Annotated in this window: 11 protein-coding genes and 2 pseudogenes; 8 read left to right on the top strand and 5 right to left on the bottom strand. The window is 71.0% G+C overall.

Features of this window, described 5'->3' with window-relative positions; genetic code table 11:
- Window positions 1-171 (top strand): annotated as a pseudogene (locus tag A5691_RS28435) (hypothetical protein); the annotation flags it as partial.
- Here A5691_RS28435 and A5691_RS22860 read toward each other — a convergent pair.
- Entirely contained in the window at window positions 158-724 is a 567-nt protein-coding gene (locus tag A5691_RS22860) for a DUF488 family protein (protein ID WP_067758471.1), read from the bottom strand. The pseudogene A5691_RS28435 and the gene A5691_RS22860 overlap by 14 nt on opposite strands.
- A gap of 24 nt (window positions 725-748) precedes the next feature.
- Here A5691_RS22860 and A5691_RS29220 point away from each other — a divergent pair.
- The 7 genes and pseudogenes from A5691_RS29220 to A5691_RS22830 form a co-directional block, all read left to right on the top strand.
- A pseudogene (locus A5691_RS29220) lies at window positions 749-1,486 on the top strand (BadF/BadG/BcrA/BcrD ATPase family protein); the annotation flags it as partial.
- Between the two features lie 117 nt (window positions 1,487-1,603).
- Window positions 1,604-2,479 carry an N-acetylmuramic acid 6-phosphate etherase gene (murQ, locus tag A5691_RS29215; protein ID WP_369827159.1) on the top strand — a complete coding sequence of 292 codons (876 nt, stop codon included), beginning with the start codon at window positions 1,604-1,606 and terminating at the stop codon, window positions 2,477-2,479.
- 56 nt (window positions 2,480-2,535) lie between these two features.
- Window positions 2,536-3,060 carry a hypothetical protein gene (locus A5691_RS22850; protein ID WP_067779202.1) on the top strand — a complete coding sequence of 175 codons (525 nt, stop codon included), beginning with the start codon at window positions 2,536-2,538 and terminating at the stop codon, window positions 3,058-3,060.
- Window positions 3,061-3,115: 55 nt separating this feature from the next.
- Window positions 3,116-4,816, top strand: a complete 1,701-nt coding sequence (locus A5691_RS22845) for an Hsp70 family protein (RefSeq protein WP_068266798.1) — start codon at window positions 3,116-3,118, stop codon at window positions 4,814-4,816.
- 195 nt (window positions 4,817-5,011) lie between these two features.
- Window positions 5,012-7,987 carry a (Fe-S)-binding protein gene (locus A5691_RS22840; RefSeq protein ID WP_068266796.1) on the top strand — a complete coding sequence of 992 codons (2,976 nt, stop codon included), beginning with the start codon at window positions 5,012-5,014 and terminating at the stop codon, window positions 7,985-7,987.
- Between the two features lie 133 nt (window positions 7,988-8,120).
- The gene (locus A5691_RS22835; protein WP_067779196.1) at window positions 8,121-9,410 is read left to right on the top strand and encodes a pyridoxal phosphate-dependent aminotransferase; all 1,290 of its coding nucleotides are present in this window, start codon (window positions 8,121-8,123) and stop codon (window positions 9,408-9,410) included.
- A 35-nt stretch (window positions 9,411-9,445) separates the two neighbouring features.
- Window positions 9,446-10,708 carry a YibE/F family protein gene (locus tag A5691_RS22830; protein ID WP_068018122.1) on the top strand — a complete coding sequence of 421 codons (1,263 nt, stop codon included), beginning with the start codon at window positions 9,446-9,448 and terminating at the stop codon, window positions 10,706-10,708.
- Here the strand turns inward: A5691_RS22830 and rfbA are convergent.
- From rfbA to A5691_RS22810, 4 genes are read right to left on the bottom strand one after another with little or no spacing between them, the layout of a single operon-like run.
- Window positions 10,650-11,525 carry a glucose-1-phosphate thymidylyltransferase RfbA gene (rfbA, locus tag A5691_RS22825; RefSeq protein ID WP_068018117.1) on the bottom strand — a complete coding sequence of 292 codons (876 nt, stop codon included), beginning with the start codon at window positions 11,523-11,525 and terminating at the stop codon, window positions 10,650-10,652. The genes A5691_RS22830 and rfbA overlap by 59 nt on opposite strands.
- A 23-nt stretch (window positions 11,526-11,548) precedes the next feature.
- On the bottom strand, window positions 11,549-11,923 hold the full coding sequence (locus tag A5691_RS22820) for a nuclear transport factor 2 family protein (RefSeq protein WP_067758450.1): 375 nt from the start codon (window positions 11,921-11,923) through the stop codon (window positions 11,549-11,551).
- Window positions 11,924-11,959: 36 nt separating this feature from the next.
- Window positions 11,960-12,715, bottom strand: a complete 756-nt coding sequence (locus tag A5691_RS22815; RefSeq protein ID WP_068018114.1) for a maleylpyruvate isomerase family mycothiol-dependent enzyme — start codon at window positions 12,713-12,715, stop codon at window positions 11,960-11,962.
- A gap of 33 nt (window positions 12,716-12,748) precedes the next feature.
- Window positions 12,749-14,074: a UDP-glucose/GDP-mannose dehydrogenase family protein gene (locus tag A5691_RS22810; protein WP_067758447.1), complete on the bottom strand. Its 1,326-nt coding sequence runs from the start codon at window positions 14,072-14,074 to the stop codon at window positions 12,749-12,751.
- Between the last annotated feature and the right edge of the window lie 341 nt (window positions 14,075-14,415).

The raw sequence follows: 14,415 nt of genomic DNA, 5'->3' as shown, positions 1-14,415 counted from the left end.
GTGCAGTGGGTTTTGGGCAACCTCGGCGCCATTCCCACCGTGCAGATCGACTACAAGACCTACAACGCCGCCGGCTGGACGATCAACGCCACCGCCGACGGCACCCGCTTCACCAACGACCACACCGGCCACGGCATGTTCGTCAGCCTCGACAAGGTCAACACGTTCTAAAGGCAGGTCCGGATCGCTCGGCTGCGCCGTCCCACACCAGGTGGCCGTCGGGGCGGCGGCGAGCCCCGTCGGCGGGGCGGTGCGGGCGCAGCCGGCCGTCCGGCATCAGGTGTCGCACCGGGACGGCGCGGCCGAGCTCCGCCACGTCGGCGATCAGCCGCCGGTGGCAGCGCCACCAGACGCTCTCGCTGCACATCACCGCCGTGGTGCGCCGGGCGGCGTCGGCCAGGACCTCGTCGAGCGCCGCGCCGAACTCCGGCGTCCGGGTGTACGCGGCGTACGCCCGGAATGCGGCAACGGTCCACCAGGCGTCCGGCTCCGGTTCTCCCGCCGCGACGTGGCGCCGCCCGCCCAGGCGTGGCTCCCATCGGTACTCGATGCCGCGTTCGGGCAGCCAGCATTCCAGGGCCTCCCGCCGCACGTCCGGATTCGTCCGGCTGGCCGGATACCGCCGCACATCCACCACCAGCGCAACCCCGGCGCCGGCAAGCAAATCCGCCAGCCGCTCACGGTCGGCCGTCCCGTGCCCCACGGTCAGCAACGCCCGCCCCACCAGACCAGTCTCCGCTCGACAAGGATGGGTGCGGTGATCCTCGCCGTCGACCTGGGTAAGACGTCGTGCCGGGCTTCGGCATGCGGCCGTCGGGCTGAGGGGCCGGGCGCGCCCGGGCTCGCGGCGCCCGGCGGCGTGCGGGCCGCGGAGGCGGCCATCCTGACCGTGGCCGGCGATCTGGCGCGCGAGCTCGGAGCGGCCGACGAGGTGATCGTGGGCGCGGCCGGGGCGGAGGCGGCCCCGGACGCGGCGCGCGCGCTGGGCGATGCGCTGCTGACGTCGCTGCGCGCGGACCGCGTCGCGGTGACCAGCGACGCCGTGACCGCGCACGCCGGCGCCCTGAGCGGACAGCCGGGCGTCGTGCTGATCGCGGGCACCGGCGTCGTGGCGCTCGCGATCGATGCGGATGGTCGGTGGCGGCGCGCCGACGGCTGGGGCCTGTGGCTGGGCGACGAGGGCGGCGGCGCGTGGATCGGCGCCGCCGGGCTGCGCGCGGCGCTGCACGCCCACGACGGCCGCGGCCCGTCCACCACGCTGCTCGACGCCGCCCGCGCCCGCTTCGGCGCCCCGGAGACCTGGCCCGCGCGGCTCACCGGCGCCGCCGCGCTCGCGTCCTTCGCACCCGACGTCCTCGCTGCGCGGGACGACGCCGCCGCGTTGGCGATCGTCGAAGCGGCGGCCGGGGCGCTCGCCGCGACCGCCCGCGCGGTCGGCGATGGCCCGGTCGCGATGGTCGGCGGCCTGGCCGGGTTCGAAGCGCTTCACGCACGGCTCGACCTCGTCCCCGCCGCCGGCGACGCGCTCGACGGCGCGCTGCGACTGGGGGCGATCCACGAGCCGCACCTGCTCCGCGTGCGGCCGGAACCGAAATCCGCTGCGGTGCAAGGGCTCGACGCGCTGGCCACCGAAGCGGTCCGTCCGGGCCTGCACGACCTGGACGCCCGGCCCATCGGAGAAGTCGTCGCGCTGCTCGTCGACGCCGAAGGCGAGGCGCATGCCGCGGTGGCGGCGGCGGTCCCGCGGATCGCGGCGGCAGCCGGGGCGATCGCCGCGCGGCTCGAGCGTGGCGGCCGCCTGATCTACGCCGGTGCCGGCACGCCCGGGCGGCTCGGTGTGCTCGACGCGGCCGAGTGTGCGCCCACGTTCGGCACCGACCTGGTGCGCGGTGTGATCGCCGGCGGCCCGGCGGCGCTGACCGAGGCGATCGAGGGTGCGGAGGACGCGTTCGACCCCGCCGGTCTCGCCGACCTGAGCGCCGCCGACGCGCTTGTCGGGATCACCGCGTCGGGCCGCACCCCCTACGTGCTCGGGGCACTCGAGCATGCGCGCGCGGCGGGCGCGCTGACGGTCGCGATCGTCAACAACCCGCACAGCGAGGCGTCAGCCGACGTGGTGATCGAACTGTTGACCGGGCCCGAGGTGCTGGCCGGTTCGACGCGGCTGACCGCGGGAACCGCCCAGAAGGTCGCGCTCAACGCGCTCTCCACGAGCGTGATGATCGCGCTCGGCAAGGCCTACGGGCCACGCATGGTCGACGTCCGCGCGACCAACGCGAAGCTGCGCCGCCGCGCGGTGCGGATCGTCCGCGACGCGGCCGGCGTCGACGAGGAAACCGCGACCGCCGCGCTCACCGCCGCCGGGGGTCACGCCAAGACCGCGATCGTCGCGCTGCTCGCAGGCGTCGACGCGACCGAGGCCGCCGCCCGGCTCGACCGGGCGCGGGGACGCGTGCGCGACGCGCTCGGCCGGAACTGAGCGCAACGGCCCCGGGGCTCAGGGGGTTGGCAGCCGGCATCAGTACCATCGGTGCCGTGGCACGCAACGGCCCACCCGACGACTTCCACGAACAGGCGACCCGGCACGCCGACTACGGCGTCGCCGAGCAGCCCACCACCGGCGAACCCCCGGCGAACCCGCCCGAAGGGTTTGACCAGCCCGAAGCGTTCGGCGACCTGGAAAGCGAACCCACCCCCTGGTACCGCAAGCCGCCGCTGCTCATCGCCTGGCTGGTGTTCGTCGTCATTCTGATCGGGCTGATCGTCTACGGCATCACCGAATTGCTGAGCGGCGGGCAGGGCACCACCAGCCCGACCCCGAGCACCAGCAGCACCAGCGCGACGACAACCACCACCACGACCGCGCCGACGACCACCACGACGACGACCCCGAGCACCAGCAGCGCGGTCGAGCCGCCGGCACAGCAGCCGACGGGGCAGCCCACGCGCCAGCCCAGCCAGCAGGAGCCGACGCATCGGCATCATCTGCCCCAGGTGCCGTCGGTGATCACGGTTCCGGGCGTGCCCACGGTGATCACGGTCCCGCCGGGGCTGCGCTGACCCCCTCGGCCGCTAGGGTGAGGACCACCGGGCGATCGGAAGTGGGGTGCGGGGAATGAGCGAGTCGCTCGGGCTGTCGATCGGGGCGGCCAACTTGGTGGCGGCCCGCGCGGGAAGGGCCCCGGTGGTCCGCAGCGCCGTGTTGACCCTCTTCGAGCACCGCCCCACCGAAGTTGGCCTGCCCGAGGAAAACCCGAACCTGACCGAAAACGGGATGGTGCTGCGCGGATTCGTCGAGCGCGTCGGCGACCGGACGCCCGTGGTGGCTGCCGACGGGACTAAGTACCTCGGCGAGGTGCTGACGGTCGAGGCGATCGAGGCCATGGCCCGCACCGTCGGCTACGGCACCCCGATCACCATCGCCGTGCCGGCGTACTGGTCCGACGCCCAGTTCACCGCGCTGCGCGAGGAGTTCTTCGCCCAGCCGGACCTCGCCCGCGGCGGGGTGGCCCCCGTGCTGGTGTCCGACGCCACCGCCGCGCTCGCCGCGCTGCGCGGCCGGCCGGGATTCCCGACGGCCGGCGTCGTCGCGCTGTGCGATTTCGGCGCCAGCGGCACCAGCATCACCCTGATGGACGCCGGATCCAACTTCGCCCGTATCGGCCCGTCGGTGCGCTACGCCGATTTCTCCGGCGACGGCATCGATCAACTGGTGCTCGGCCGCCTGCGGGCCTCCGATGACACCATGGCCGATCTGGGCAGCACCGTGCGGATCGGGTCGCAGAGCCGTCTGCTCGGCGAGTGCCGGCGCGCCAAGGAGCAACTGTCCACCGCCGCCACCGCCTCGGTCGCGGGCGGGCAGCTGACCCGCGCCGACCTCGAGCAACTGATCTCCGAACCGCTAGACCGATTCCTGAATGCCCTCGAGGAAGCGTTGCGCCGCAACGGGATTCCGAAATTGGCCACGATCGCGACGGTCGGCGGGGGCGCCGGCATTCCGCTGCTCACCGCGCGGTTGTCGGGGCGATTTTCGGTGCCGGTCCACACCGCGCCGCGGCCCGCGTTGAGCGCGGCCCTCGGCGCGGCGGCGCTCGGCGACCAGCAGGCGTCTGCGGGCGTCCCGACCGCCGCGGGCGCCGTTGTGGAAACCCCGACCGAGATGGTGGGCACCGGCGGAATCGACATGACCCAGGCCGCGTGGGCCGCCCAGGCGACCGACGTGGACGGTGCCCTGGCCTGGTCCCAGGACGCCGACGGCGCCGACGAGCCGGTGCCCTACACCGGGCGCGACGCCACCGGCGAGTATGCCGGTGCGGCAAGGACTTTCGACGATGACGCCGAAAGCCGCTACCCGGCCAAAGGCGGCGGGCTGCCCTGGTACAAGCGCACGGCGCTGGTCTTGACCGTCGCCGGCGCCGCGGCGGCGGTGCTGGTGGCCGTCCTGTTGGCGATCAACCTGGGGCTCACCAAGTCGAGCCCGGCGAAACCCACCGCCCCGAGCCAGCCGGCGCCCCCCCAAACGTCGCAAACCGTGACCATCACCGAGCCGAACGGCAGCACCACCGAGACGGTCCTGCCCCCGCCCCCGCCGCCGCCGTCGTCGTCGTCCGAGCCGCCGCCGACCACCACCACGACGACCCCGCCGCCGACCACGACCACCACGACGGAAGCTCCGACGACGACGACCACCACCGCCGCGCCGACCACGACGTCGCAGGCGCCCACGACATCGCAGGCCACCACCACGGCCGCGCCCCCGACGACGACCCGCTTGCGGCCGCTGCTGCCGCCCTTCGTGCCCCAGCCCCGGCCCTGACGCGAGTGCCACAGGTCACGGCGACGAAGGTCACACCCGCCCAGGCACACTGACGAAGCAGGCCACGGGCGGCGGTCAGCCTCCAAGTTAGGGCAGCCTTTCTCGCGGCGGAAGCTGCGGAGATGTAACTATGAGCAGGGCTGAGCAGGCAAACAATTCGCAGGCTGAATCAACGATGCATTGGGGAGACGTTCAGTGACGACGCAGATGCTCATCAGACTGATAGTGGGCATGGGCATGACGCTGGTCGTGGCCGCACTCGCTGCCAAGCGGGTCCTGTGGCTGTTCAAGCTGATCACGTCCGGGAAGCCGGCACCGGGGCACACCGACGAACCCGGCAAGCGAATCTGGGCGGAGGTCTCCGAGGTCTTCGGGCAGCGCCGGCTGCTCAAGTGGTCGATCCCCGGCCTGGCCCACTTCTTCACCATGTGGGGCTTCTTCATCCTGCTCACGGTCTATATCGAGGCGTACGGCTTCCTGTTCCAGGAGAACTTCCACATCCCGATCATCGGGCGATGGGACGCGCTGGGCTTCCTGCAGGACTTCTTCGCCACCGGCGTCTTCCTGGGCATCACCACCTTCGCGATCATCCGGTGGCGGACCGAGCCGAAGGAATACGGCCGCTCGTCCCGGTTCTACGGCTCCCACACCGGCGGCGCCTGGCTGGTGCTGTTCATGATCTTCAACGTCATCTGGACCTACGTGCTGGTCCGCGGGTCCGCGGTCAACAACGGCACGCTGCCCTACGGCAAGGGCGCCTTCCTGTCCCAGCTGTTCGGCGCCATTCTGCGTCCGCTCGGGCAGCCCGCCAACGAGATCATCGAGACGACGGCCCTGCTGCTGCACATCGCGGTCATGCTGGCGTTCCTGATCATCGTGCTGCACTCCAAGCACATGCACATCTTCACGGCGCCGATCAACGTCATCTTCAAGCGGCTGCCCAACGGGCTGGGGCCGCTGCTGCCGCTGGAACACGACGGCAAGCCGATCGACTTCGAAAACCCGCCCGACGACGCCGAATTCGGCCGCGGCAAGATCGAGGACTTCAGCTGGAAGGCCATGCTGGACTTCGCCACGTGTACCGAGTGCGGCCGCTGCCAGTCGCAGTGTCCGGCGTGGAACACAGGCAAGCCGCTGTCGCCCAAGCTCGTCATCATGGATCTGCGCGACCACTGGATGGCCAAGGCGCCCTACATCCTCGGCGACAAGGAGAGCCCCCTCGAGAACACGCCCGAGGGCGGGATCGGCGAGGAGCTGTCCGGCGAGAAGCACGCCGAGGCGCACCACGTTCCCGAGTCGGGCTTCGGCCGCGTGATGGGCTCCGGGCCCGAGCAGGCCACCCGGCCGCTGGTGGGCACCGAGGAACAGCGCGGCGTCATCGACCCCGACGTGCTGTGGTCCTGCGTGACCTGCGGCGCGTGCGTCGAGCAGTGCCCGGTGGACATCGAGCACGTCGACCACATCGTCGATATGCGCCGGTACCAGGTGATGATGGAGTCGGAGTTCCCGTCCGAGCTGTCGGTGCTGTTCAAGAACCTGGAGACCAAGGCCAACCCGTGGGGCCAGAATGCCGCCGACCGCACCAACTGGATCGACGAAGTGGACTTCGACGTCCCGGTCTACGGCGAAGACGTCGACAGCTTCGACGGCTACGAGTACCTGTTCTGGGTGGGCTGCGCCGGCGCCTACGACGACAAGGCCAAGAAGACCACCAAGGCCGTCGCCGAACTGCTCGCGATCGCCGGCGTGAAGTACCTGGTGCTGGGCACCGGCGAGACCTGCAACGGCGACTCCGCGCGCCGCTCGGGCAACGAGTTCCTCTTCCAGCAGCTGGCCGCCCAGGCCGTCGAGACGCTGGACGGGGTGTTCGAGGGCGTGGAGACCGTCGACCGCAAGATCGTCGTCACCTGCCCGCACTGCTTCAACACCCTGGGCCGCGAATACCTGCAGCTGGGGGCGAACTACTCGGTGCTGCACCACACCCAGCTGCTCAACCGGCTGATCCGCGACAACAAGCTGGTCCCCGTCACCCCGGTTTCTCAGGACATCACCTACCACGACCCGTGCTATCTGGGCCGGCACAACAAGGTGTACGAGGCGCCGCGCGAGCTGATCGGGGCCGCGGGGGCGACGCTCACCGAGATGCCGCGCCACGCCGAGCGCAGCTTCTGCTGTGGCGCCGGCGGCGCGCGGATGTGGATGGAAGAGCACATCGGCAAGCGCATCAACCACGAACGCGTCGACGAGGCCCTGGCCACCGGCGCGTCCACGATCGCGACCGGCTGCCCGTTCTGCCGGGTGATGGTCACCGACGGCGTCAACGACCGCTCCGAGGAGGCCGGCCGGACCGGGGTCGAGGTGCTCGACGTCGCGCAGGTGCTGCTCGGCTCCCTCGAATACGACAAGGAGACGCTGCCCGAGAAGGGCACCGCCGCAAAGGAAGCCGAGAAGCGGGCCGCCCAGGCGCCCAAGGCCACCGCGACGGTTGAGGCACCGGCCAAGGAGGAGGCGCCCGCCGAGGCGGCCCCGAAGTCCGAGGCCGCTGCTGCGGCGCCCGCCGCGCCCGCCAAGGGGCTCGGCATCGCCGGCGGCGCCAAGAAACCGGGCAAGAAGGCGGCCGAACCCGCCGGGGACGGCAAGGCCGAGGCGTCCGCGCCCGCCGCGCCCGCCAAGGGGCTGGGCATCGCCGGCGGCGCCAAGAAGCCGGGCGCCAAGAAGGCCGCGCCCGCGCAGGCCGAGGCCAAGGCGGGAGCGCCCGCGGAGTCCCCCGCGCCGGCCAAGGGGCTGGGCATCGCGGCGGGCGCCAAGCGCCCCGGCGCGAAGAAGGCCGCACCGGCCGCCGAGGCCCCCAAAGCCGAGGCACCGCAGGCGGAGGCTCAGCCGGCCGAGGCCGCCCCGAAGACCGAGGACAAGGCACCCGCGGCGCCGGTCAAGGGCCTGGGCATCGCGGCGGGCGCCAAGCGCCCCGGCGCGAAGAAGGCCGCGCCGGCCGCCGAGGCCCCCAAAGCCGAGGCGCCGAAGGCGGACGCCGAGCCCGCCCCGCAGGCCGAGGCCGAGCCCGCGCCCAAAGCGGAGCCGGCAAAGCAAACGGACGGCGAGCAAGAGCCGCCCGCGCAGCCGGTGAAGGGCCTGGGCATTGCCCGCGGCGCCCGGCCGCCGGGCAAGCGCTGATCCCCGACCTGTCGAGCGTGAAGCCACTGCGAAAAATCCGCGAAGATTTCGCAACAGCTTCACGCTCGGCGAGGGCTGTCGCGGCCGCACGGGCAAGCGCTGATCACGGTTTGACGCTTGACAGCAAATTTCGGTGGACAGTGGTGGCACCATTAAGGGCGTGACCACTCACCAGCTGCCCCTGCACGCCTCCGGCCATCACCGGCAGCGGGTCTTCGCGCAGTCGTCCAAGCTTCAGGACGTCCTGTACGAGATCCGCGGGCCCGTGCACCAGCAGGCCGCGCGGCTGGAGGCCGAGGGGCACCGCATCCTCAAGCTCAACATCGGCAACCCGGCGCCGTTCGGCTTCGAGGCCCCCGACGTGATCATGCGGGACATGATCCAGGCGCTGCCGTACGCGCAGGGCTACTCCGACTCGCAGGGCATCCTGCCCGCGCGCCGCGCGGTGGTCACCCGCTACGAGCTGGTCGAGGGCTTCCCCCGGTTCGACGTCGACGACGTGTACCTGGGCAACGGGGTCTCCGAGCTGATCACGATGACGCTGCAGGCCCTGCTGGACAACGGCGACGAAGTGTTGATCCCGTCGCCGGACTACCCGCTGTGGACGGCGTCGACGTCGCTGGCCGGCGGCACGCCCGTGCACTACCTGTGCGACGAGACGCAGGCGTGGCAGCCCGACATCGCGGACCTGGAGTCCAAGATCAGCGAGCGCACCAAGGCGCTGGTCATCATCAACCCGAACAACCCGACCGGCGCGGTGTACAGCCGCGAGGTCCTCACGCAGATGGTGGAGTTGGCGCGCAAGCACCAACTGCTGCTGCTCGCCGACGAGATCTACGACAAGATCCTGTACGACGACGCCACGCACATCAACGTGGCCTCGCTGGCACACGACATGCTGTGCCTCACGTTCAACGGGCTGTCCAAGGCCTACCGGGTCGCCGGCTACCGCGCGGGCTGGCTGGCGATCACCGGACCCAAGGACCACGCCGAGAGCTTCATCGAAGGCATCAACCTGCTGGCGAACATGCGGCTGTGCCCCAATGTGCCCGCCCAGCACGGGATTCAGGTGGCCCTCGGTGGCCACCAGAGCATCGAAGACCTGGTGCTGCCGGGCGGGCGGCTGCTCGAGCAGCGCGACGTCGCGTGGCAGAAACTCAACGAGATTCCCGGGGTGTCCTGCGTCAAGCCCGAGGGCGCGCTGTATGCCTTCCCCCGGCTGGACCCCGAGGTCTACGACATCACCGACGACGAACAGCTCGTCCTCGACCTGCTGTTGCAGGAGAAGATCCTGGTCACGCAGGGCACCGGATTCAATTGGCCGGCACCGGATCACCTGCGCATCGTCACGCTGCCGTGGTCCCGCGATCTCGCCGCCGCGATCGAGCGGCTGGGCAACTTCCTGGTCAGCTATCGCCAGTAAGCAACTTCGCAGCCGGCGCCTCTACGGTGGACCGGGTGACACACTCGCACTCGCACGGCCCGTCGGCTCCGGTCCAGGTTGAATCGCTGCCCGCGAGGATCGTCGTCGGGCTGTTGGTGGCGATCGGGGTGGCGGTGCTCGGCGGCGCCATCGCGCTGTGGCCCAGCCGCCAGCACGTCGACATCCCGATGCCGTTCCAGAACGCGGCCGGGGGTGCAGTGAGCACCCAGGCCGGGCACGTGCTGTCCAGCGGCATGGGCGACTGCGGCAGCCCGTCGGTCAGCCAGGTGCTCACCACCGCGCCGCAGCCGGCGCCGCCTGGCGCGGGCCGCTGTGTGCTGACGCTGGTGGCGATCGATTCCGGCCCCAACGCGGGGGCCAACACCCTGCTGGAGTCCTCCCCCGGCCCGGGCCAGCCCAAATTCGCGGTGGGAGACCATATTCGGCTCGTCCGGCAGGTCGACGACCAGGGCGCCACCAGTTACGCGTTCTACGACTTCGAACGCGGCTGGTCGCTGGTTGCCCTGGCCGTCGCGTTCGCGGTAGTGGTCGTCGCGGTGGCGCGGTGGCGGGGGCTGCTGGCGCTGGTGGGCATCGCGGTCGCTTTCGGGGTGCTGGTGGTGTTCGTGCTGCCGGCCCTGCGCGACGGCGCGCCCGCGGTCCCGGTGGCGCTGGTGGGCGCGGCCGCGATCCTCTATGCGGTCATCTATCTGGCCCACGGCGTGAGCCTGCGGACCAGCGCCGCGCTGCTGGGCACGCTGACGTCGCTGCTGCTGGCGGCTGGACTGTCCTGGGCCGCAATCCAACTGGCGCATCTGACCGGCTTGTCCGACGATCAGAACGCGACCGTCAGCGCGTATCTGGGCAACGTGTCGATCAGCGGCCTGCTGCTCGCCGGCTTCATCATCGGGTCGCTGGGTGTGCTCAACGACGTGACGGTGACCCAGGCCTCGACGGTGTTCGAGCTCGCCCACCTCGGCGGCTCACGACGCGCAATCTTCTTGGGCGCCATCCGAGTTGGCCGCGATCACATCGCCAGCACAGTGTACACGCTGGTGCTGGCCTACGCCGGGAGCTCGCTGCCGCTTCTGTTGCTGTTCAGCGTGGCCAACCGTTCGCTGACCGACGTGTTGACGGGCGAGAGCGTGGCCATCGAGATCGCCCGGTCCGCGGTGGGCGGCATCGCGCTGGCGTTGTCGGTGCCGCTGACGACGGCGATCGCCGCGGCGCTGGCCAAGCCTAGTGAAATCGGCTCCGCTCCAACAGATCCAGCAGGTAGCCGCCATAGCCGGACTTGAGCAGGGTGTTGGCTCGCTCGGCCAGCTGCTCGTCGGTGATCCAGCCCTGCTGCCACGCAACTTCCTCGGGGACGCTGACCTTCAGGCCTTGGCGTCGTTCCAGCGTTCGCACGAAGTCGCTGGCGTCCAGCAGGGAGTCGAACGTGCCGGTGTCGAGCCAGGCCGTTCCGCGGGCCATCACCTCGACCGACAGCTTGCCCCGGCTCAGATAGATCTGGTTGACCTCGGTGATCTCGTATTCGCCGCGCGCCGACTTCTTCAGGCCCTTGGCGATCTCGATCACGTCGTTGTCGTAGAAATACAGACCCGGCACCGCGTAATTGGATTTCGGCGTCTGGGGTTTCTCTTCCAGCGACAGCGCCATGCCGTCGTCGCTGAACTCGACCACGCCGTACGCCGACGGGTTGGCCACCCAATACGCGAATACCGCTCCGCCGCTGATCTTTTGGAAGCGGCTCAGGCTGGTGCCCAACCCGGGGCCGTAGAAGATGTTGTCCCCCAACACCAGAGCCACCGAGTCGGTGCCGATGTGGTCGGCGCCGAGGACGAACGCCTGGGCCAGGCCGTCGGGGCGTTCCTGCGTCACGTAGCTGATGTTGATCCCGAACTGCGAGCCGTCGCCCAGGAGCCGCTCGAAGCCCGCCGCGTCGTGCGGGGTGGTGATCACCAAGATGTCCCGGATCCCGGCCATCATCAGCGTGGACAGCGGATAGTAGACCATCGGCTTGTCGTACACCGGCAACAGCTGCTTGCTGATTCCCACGGTGATCGGGTGCAGGCGCGTGCCCGAGCCGCCGGCCAAAATAATGCCGCGCATGAGTGGCTCCCCTATTCCACTGCTTAGTTGACGAGGTCGGATTCGGTGAGTTCGGTGGCCGCCAGCGCCGACGCCAGGTCCTCGTGCCGGAACACGGACGTCACGTGGTCGTGCACCACCCGGAACGCCGACGCGGCGGACGTCACCGCCCCGGGGTCGTCCTGGGCGCTCACCTTCTGCTCGGCCACCACGACGCCGTCGTGCACGTACATCCGGCCCAGCTCCGCCGTGCCGCGCGGGGAAGCGGCCCACCGGCGCAGCGCCTCATGCCCCTGCGCGGCCCCGTGCGCGTCACCGATCTCGATGTCATCGCTCGACAGGGCCACCAGGGTTTCCAGGTCGGACGCGTTGAGCGCGTCGTGCCATGCCAGGACGGTGGCGATCTCCGAAGTGGTCATGGAGTGCAAGTTACCGTGTGCGCCATCTCGCCGTGGCTAGAGCGGGGTACGGTCCAGCCAGTTCTGCCACACCGCCTCGTCGCCGAACAGCGCGATGCCCGTGTCGGCGAGCGGCACCCGGCGCAGGATGGCCAGCAGCAACTCGGTCGCCCCGCCCCGCAGCGCAGCGGTCCCCTTGCCGTGCTCGTGCGCCCAGATGATGCGGCCGGCGTCGACGGCGATCGTCCACTCGCCGGCCTCGCCGAGGCCGGGGTCGGTGGCGTGCAGGTGCAGGGTCTCGCCGTCCCCGAGCGGAAGCGGCGCCCCCTGCGCGCCGGCCTGGATCGCGACCCGCTCGAGCCATTCGGTGATCCCGTCGGCGGCGACGTCGGCGGCCAGCGTGAACTCCGCTCCCAGGGCGATGGCCGCGTCGGCCCGGTGCACGGCCACCTCGTGCAGGCGGCGACGCACCCACCAGTTCGCCGGGCGCTGCCCGAGAAAGGTCCACACCGGGGTTTCCACGCCCGTCAGCTCGACCGCATCGACCAGCCGTTGTGCACCGCCCCGCAACCAGGAGGCCGCATCGGCCGGGTCGGGTGGCGGCTTGCCGCCTTCGACGGACCGGAAGTCGAGGAACTCCTGGAGCCGCTCGCGCACGATCTGTGCCGCCCAGCGGTCGCCGCGGCCGACGTGGCGCAGGAGCTGGTTGAGGTCCCACCCCGGGCAGGTCGGCACGGGCTTGGACTGGTCCGCATGGCGGAAAAGCTCCGAAAAAGCGCGGTTCTCTTCGAGGAATGCGCCGGCATAGTCCACGCGGGTCAGGCTACTCGGCGGGTCCGGGACACCTCAGGGCCGCGGCGCGCCCAGCCGGAACACCCGCCAGCCCGCCTGCTTCCAGCGGGCGGCGTCGAGGCAGTTGCGGCCGTCGACGATGACCCGGGCCCGGACGCGGTCGGCCAGGTCGGCCGGATCGAGGTCGATGAACTGCCGCCACTCGGTGAGCACCAGCACCGCGTCGGCGCGGTCGCAGGCCTCCTCGACGGAGACCGCGTAGTTCAGCGTCGGGAACAGCCGCTGCGCGTTGTCCAGCGCCTTGGGGTCGTAGACGTTGACCGCGGCGCCGTTGAGCTGTAGCTGCCCGGCGACGTTGAGCGCGGGCGAGTCGCGCACGTCGTCGGATTCGGGCTTGAACGCCGCGCCGAGGACGGCGATGTTCGCGCCCAGCAGCGAGCCGCCGCACGCGGCGCTGGCCAGCTCCACCATCCGGGTGCGCCGGCGCATGTTGATGCTGTCGACCTCGCGCAGGAACGTCAGCGCCTGGTCGGCGCCCAGTTCACCGGCTCGGGCCATGAAGGCGCGGATGTCCTTGGGCAGGCAGCCCCCGCCGAAACCCAGGCCCGCGTTGAGGAATTGGCGTCCGATGCGGGGGTCGTAGCCGAGCGCGTCGGCCAGCACGCTGACGTCGGCGCCGGCGGCCTCGCACACCTCGGAGATAGCGTTGATGAACGAAATCTTGGTCGCCAGAAAGGCATTGGCCGAAACCTTGACCAGCTCCGCGGTCTGCAGGTCGGTCACCAGGAACGGCACGCCGTCGGCGAGCAAGGGGCCATAAAGCTCACGCACCGCCGTCTCGGCGCGCGTCGAATCCTGTTGCACGCCAAGCACGATGCGGTCCGGATGCAGCGTGTCGTGCACCGCATAACCCTCGCGCAGGAATTCTGGGTTCCAGGCGATCTCGACGTCGACACCGTCCGGCGCCAGCGCGGCCGCGCGGTGGTTCAGTTCGGCGGCGGTCCCCACCGGAACGGTCGACTTCCCCACCAGCACCGACGATCTCGTCAGCCGCGGCACCAGCGCGTCGACGACGGCGTACACGTGGCGCAGGTCGGCGGCGTACTCGCCCTTCTTCTGCGGCGTGCCGACGCCGAGGAAGTGCACGTCGGCGAACTCGGCCGCCATGTCGTAGTCGGTGGTGAACCGCAGCCGCCCCGCCGCCAGGTTCTTGGTCAGCAGCTTGCGCAGCCCCGGCTCGTAGAACGGAATGTCACCGCCGGCGAGCTTGGCGACCTTGCCCGGGTCGATGTCGACCCCGATCACCTCGTGGCCCAGTTCCGCCATTCCGACGGCGTGGGTGGCGCCCAGATATCCGGTGCCGAAGACGGTGCATCGCATATAACCGGTGTAGGTCGCCGCGATGAGCTAACTGCATCGGCCCGCTGATCGGGAGGCAAACGGCAGATGACAGGTGGTGCTGAAGCTCCCGCCATCGGGCTAGCGGCGATCGCAAGCGCGGCGCAGCCGGGCGAAGCGGGTCGCCGCCATCGGGCTAGCGGCGATCGCAAGCGCGGCGCAGCCGGGCGAAGCGGGTCGCCGCCATCGGGCTAGCGGCGATCGCAAGCGCGGCGCAGCCGGGCGAAGCGGGTCGCCGCCATCGGGCTAGCGGCGATCGCAAGCGCGGCGCAGCCGGGCGAAGCGGGTCGCCGCCATCGGGCTAGTGGCGATCGCAAGCGCGG

This window comes from Mycobacterium sp. E183, assembly GCF_001667735.1.
Classification (GTDB): Bacteria; Actinomycetota; Actinomycetes; order Mycobacteriales; family Mycobacteriaceae; genus Mycobacterium.
The sequence above is the reverse complement of the archived record's forward strand: the minus strand, read 5'-3'. Positions and strand labels throughout refer to the sequence as shown.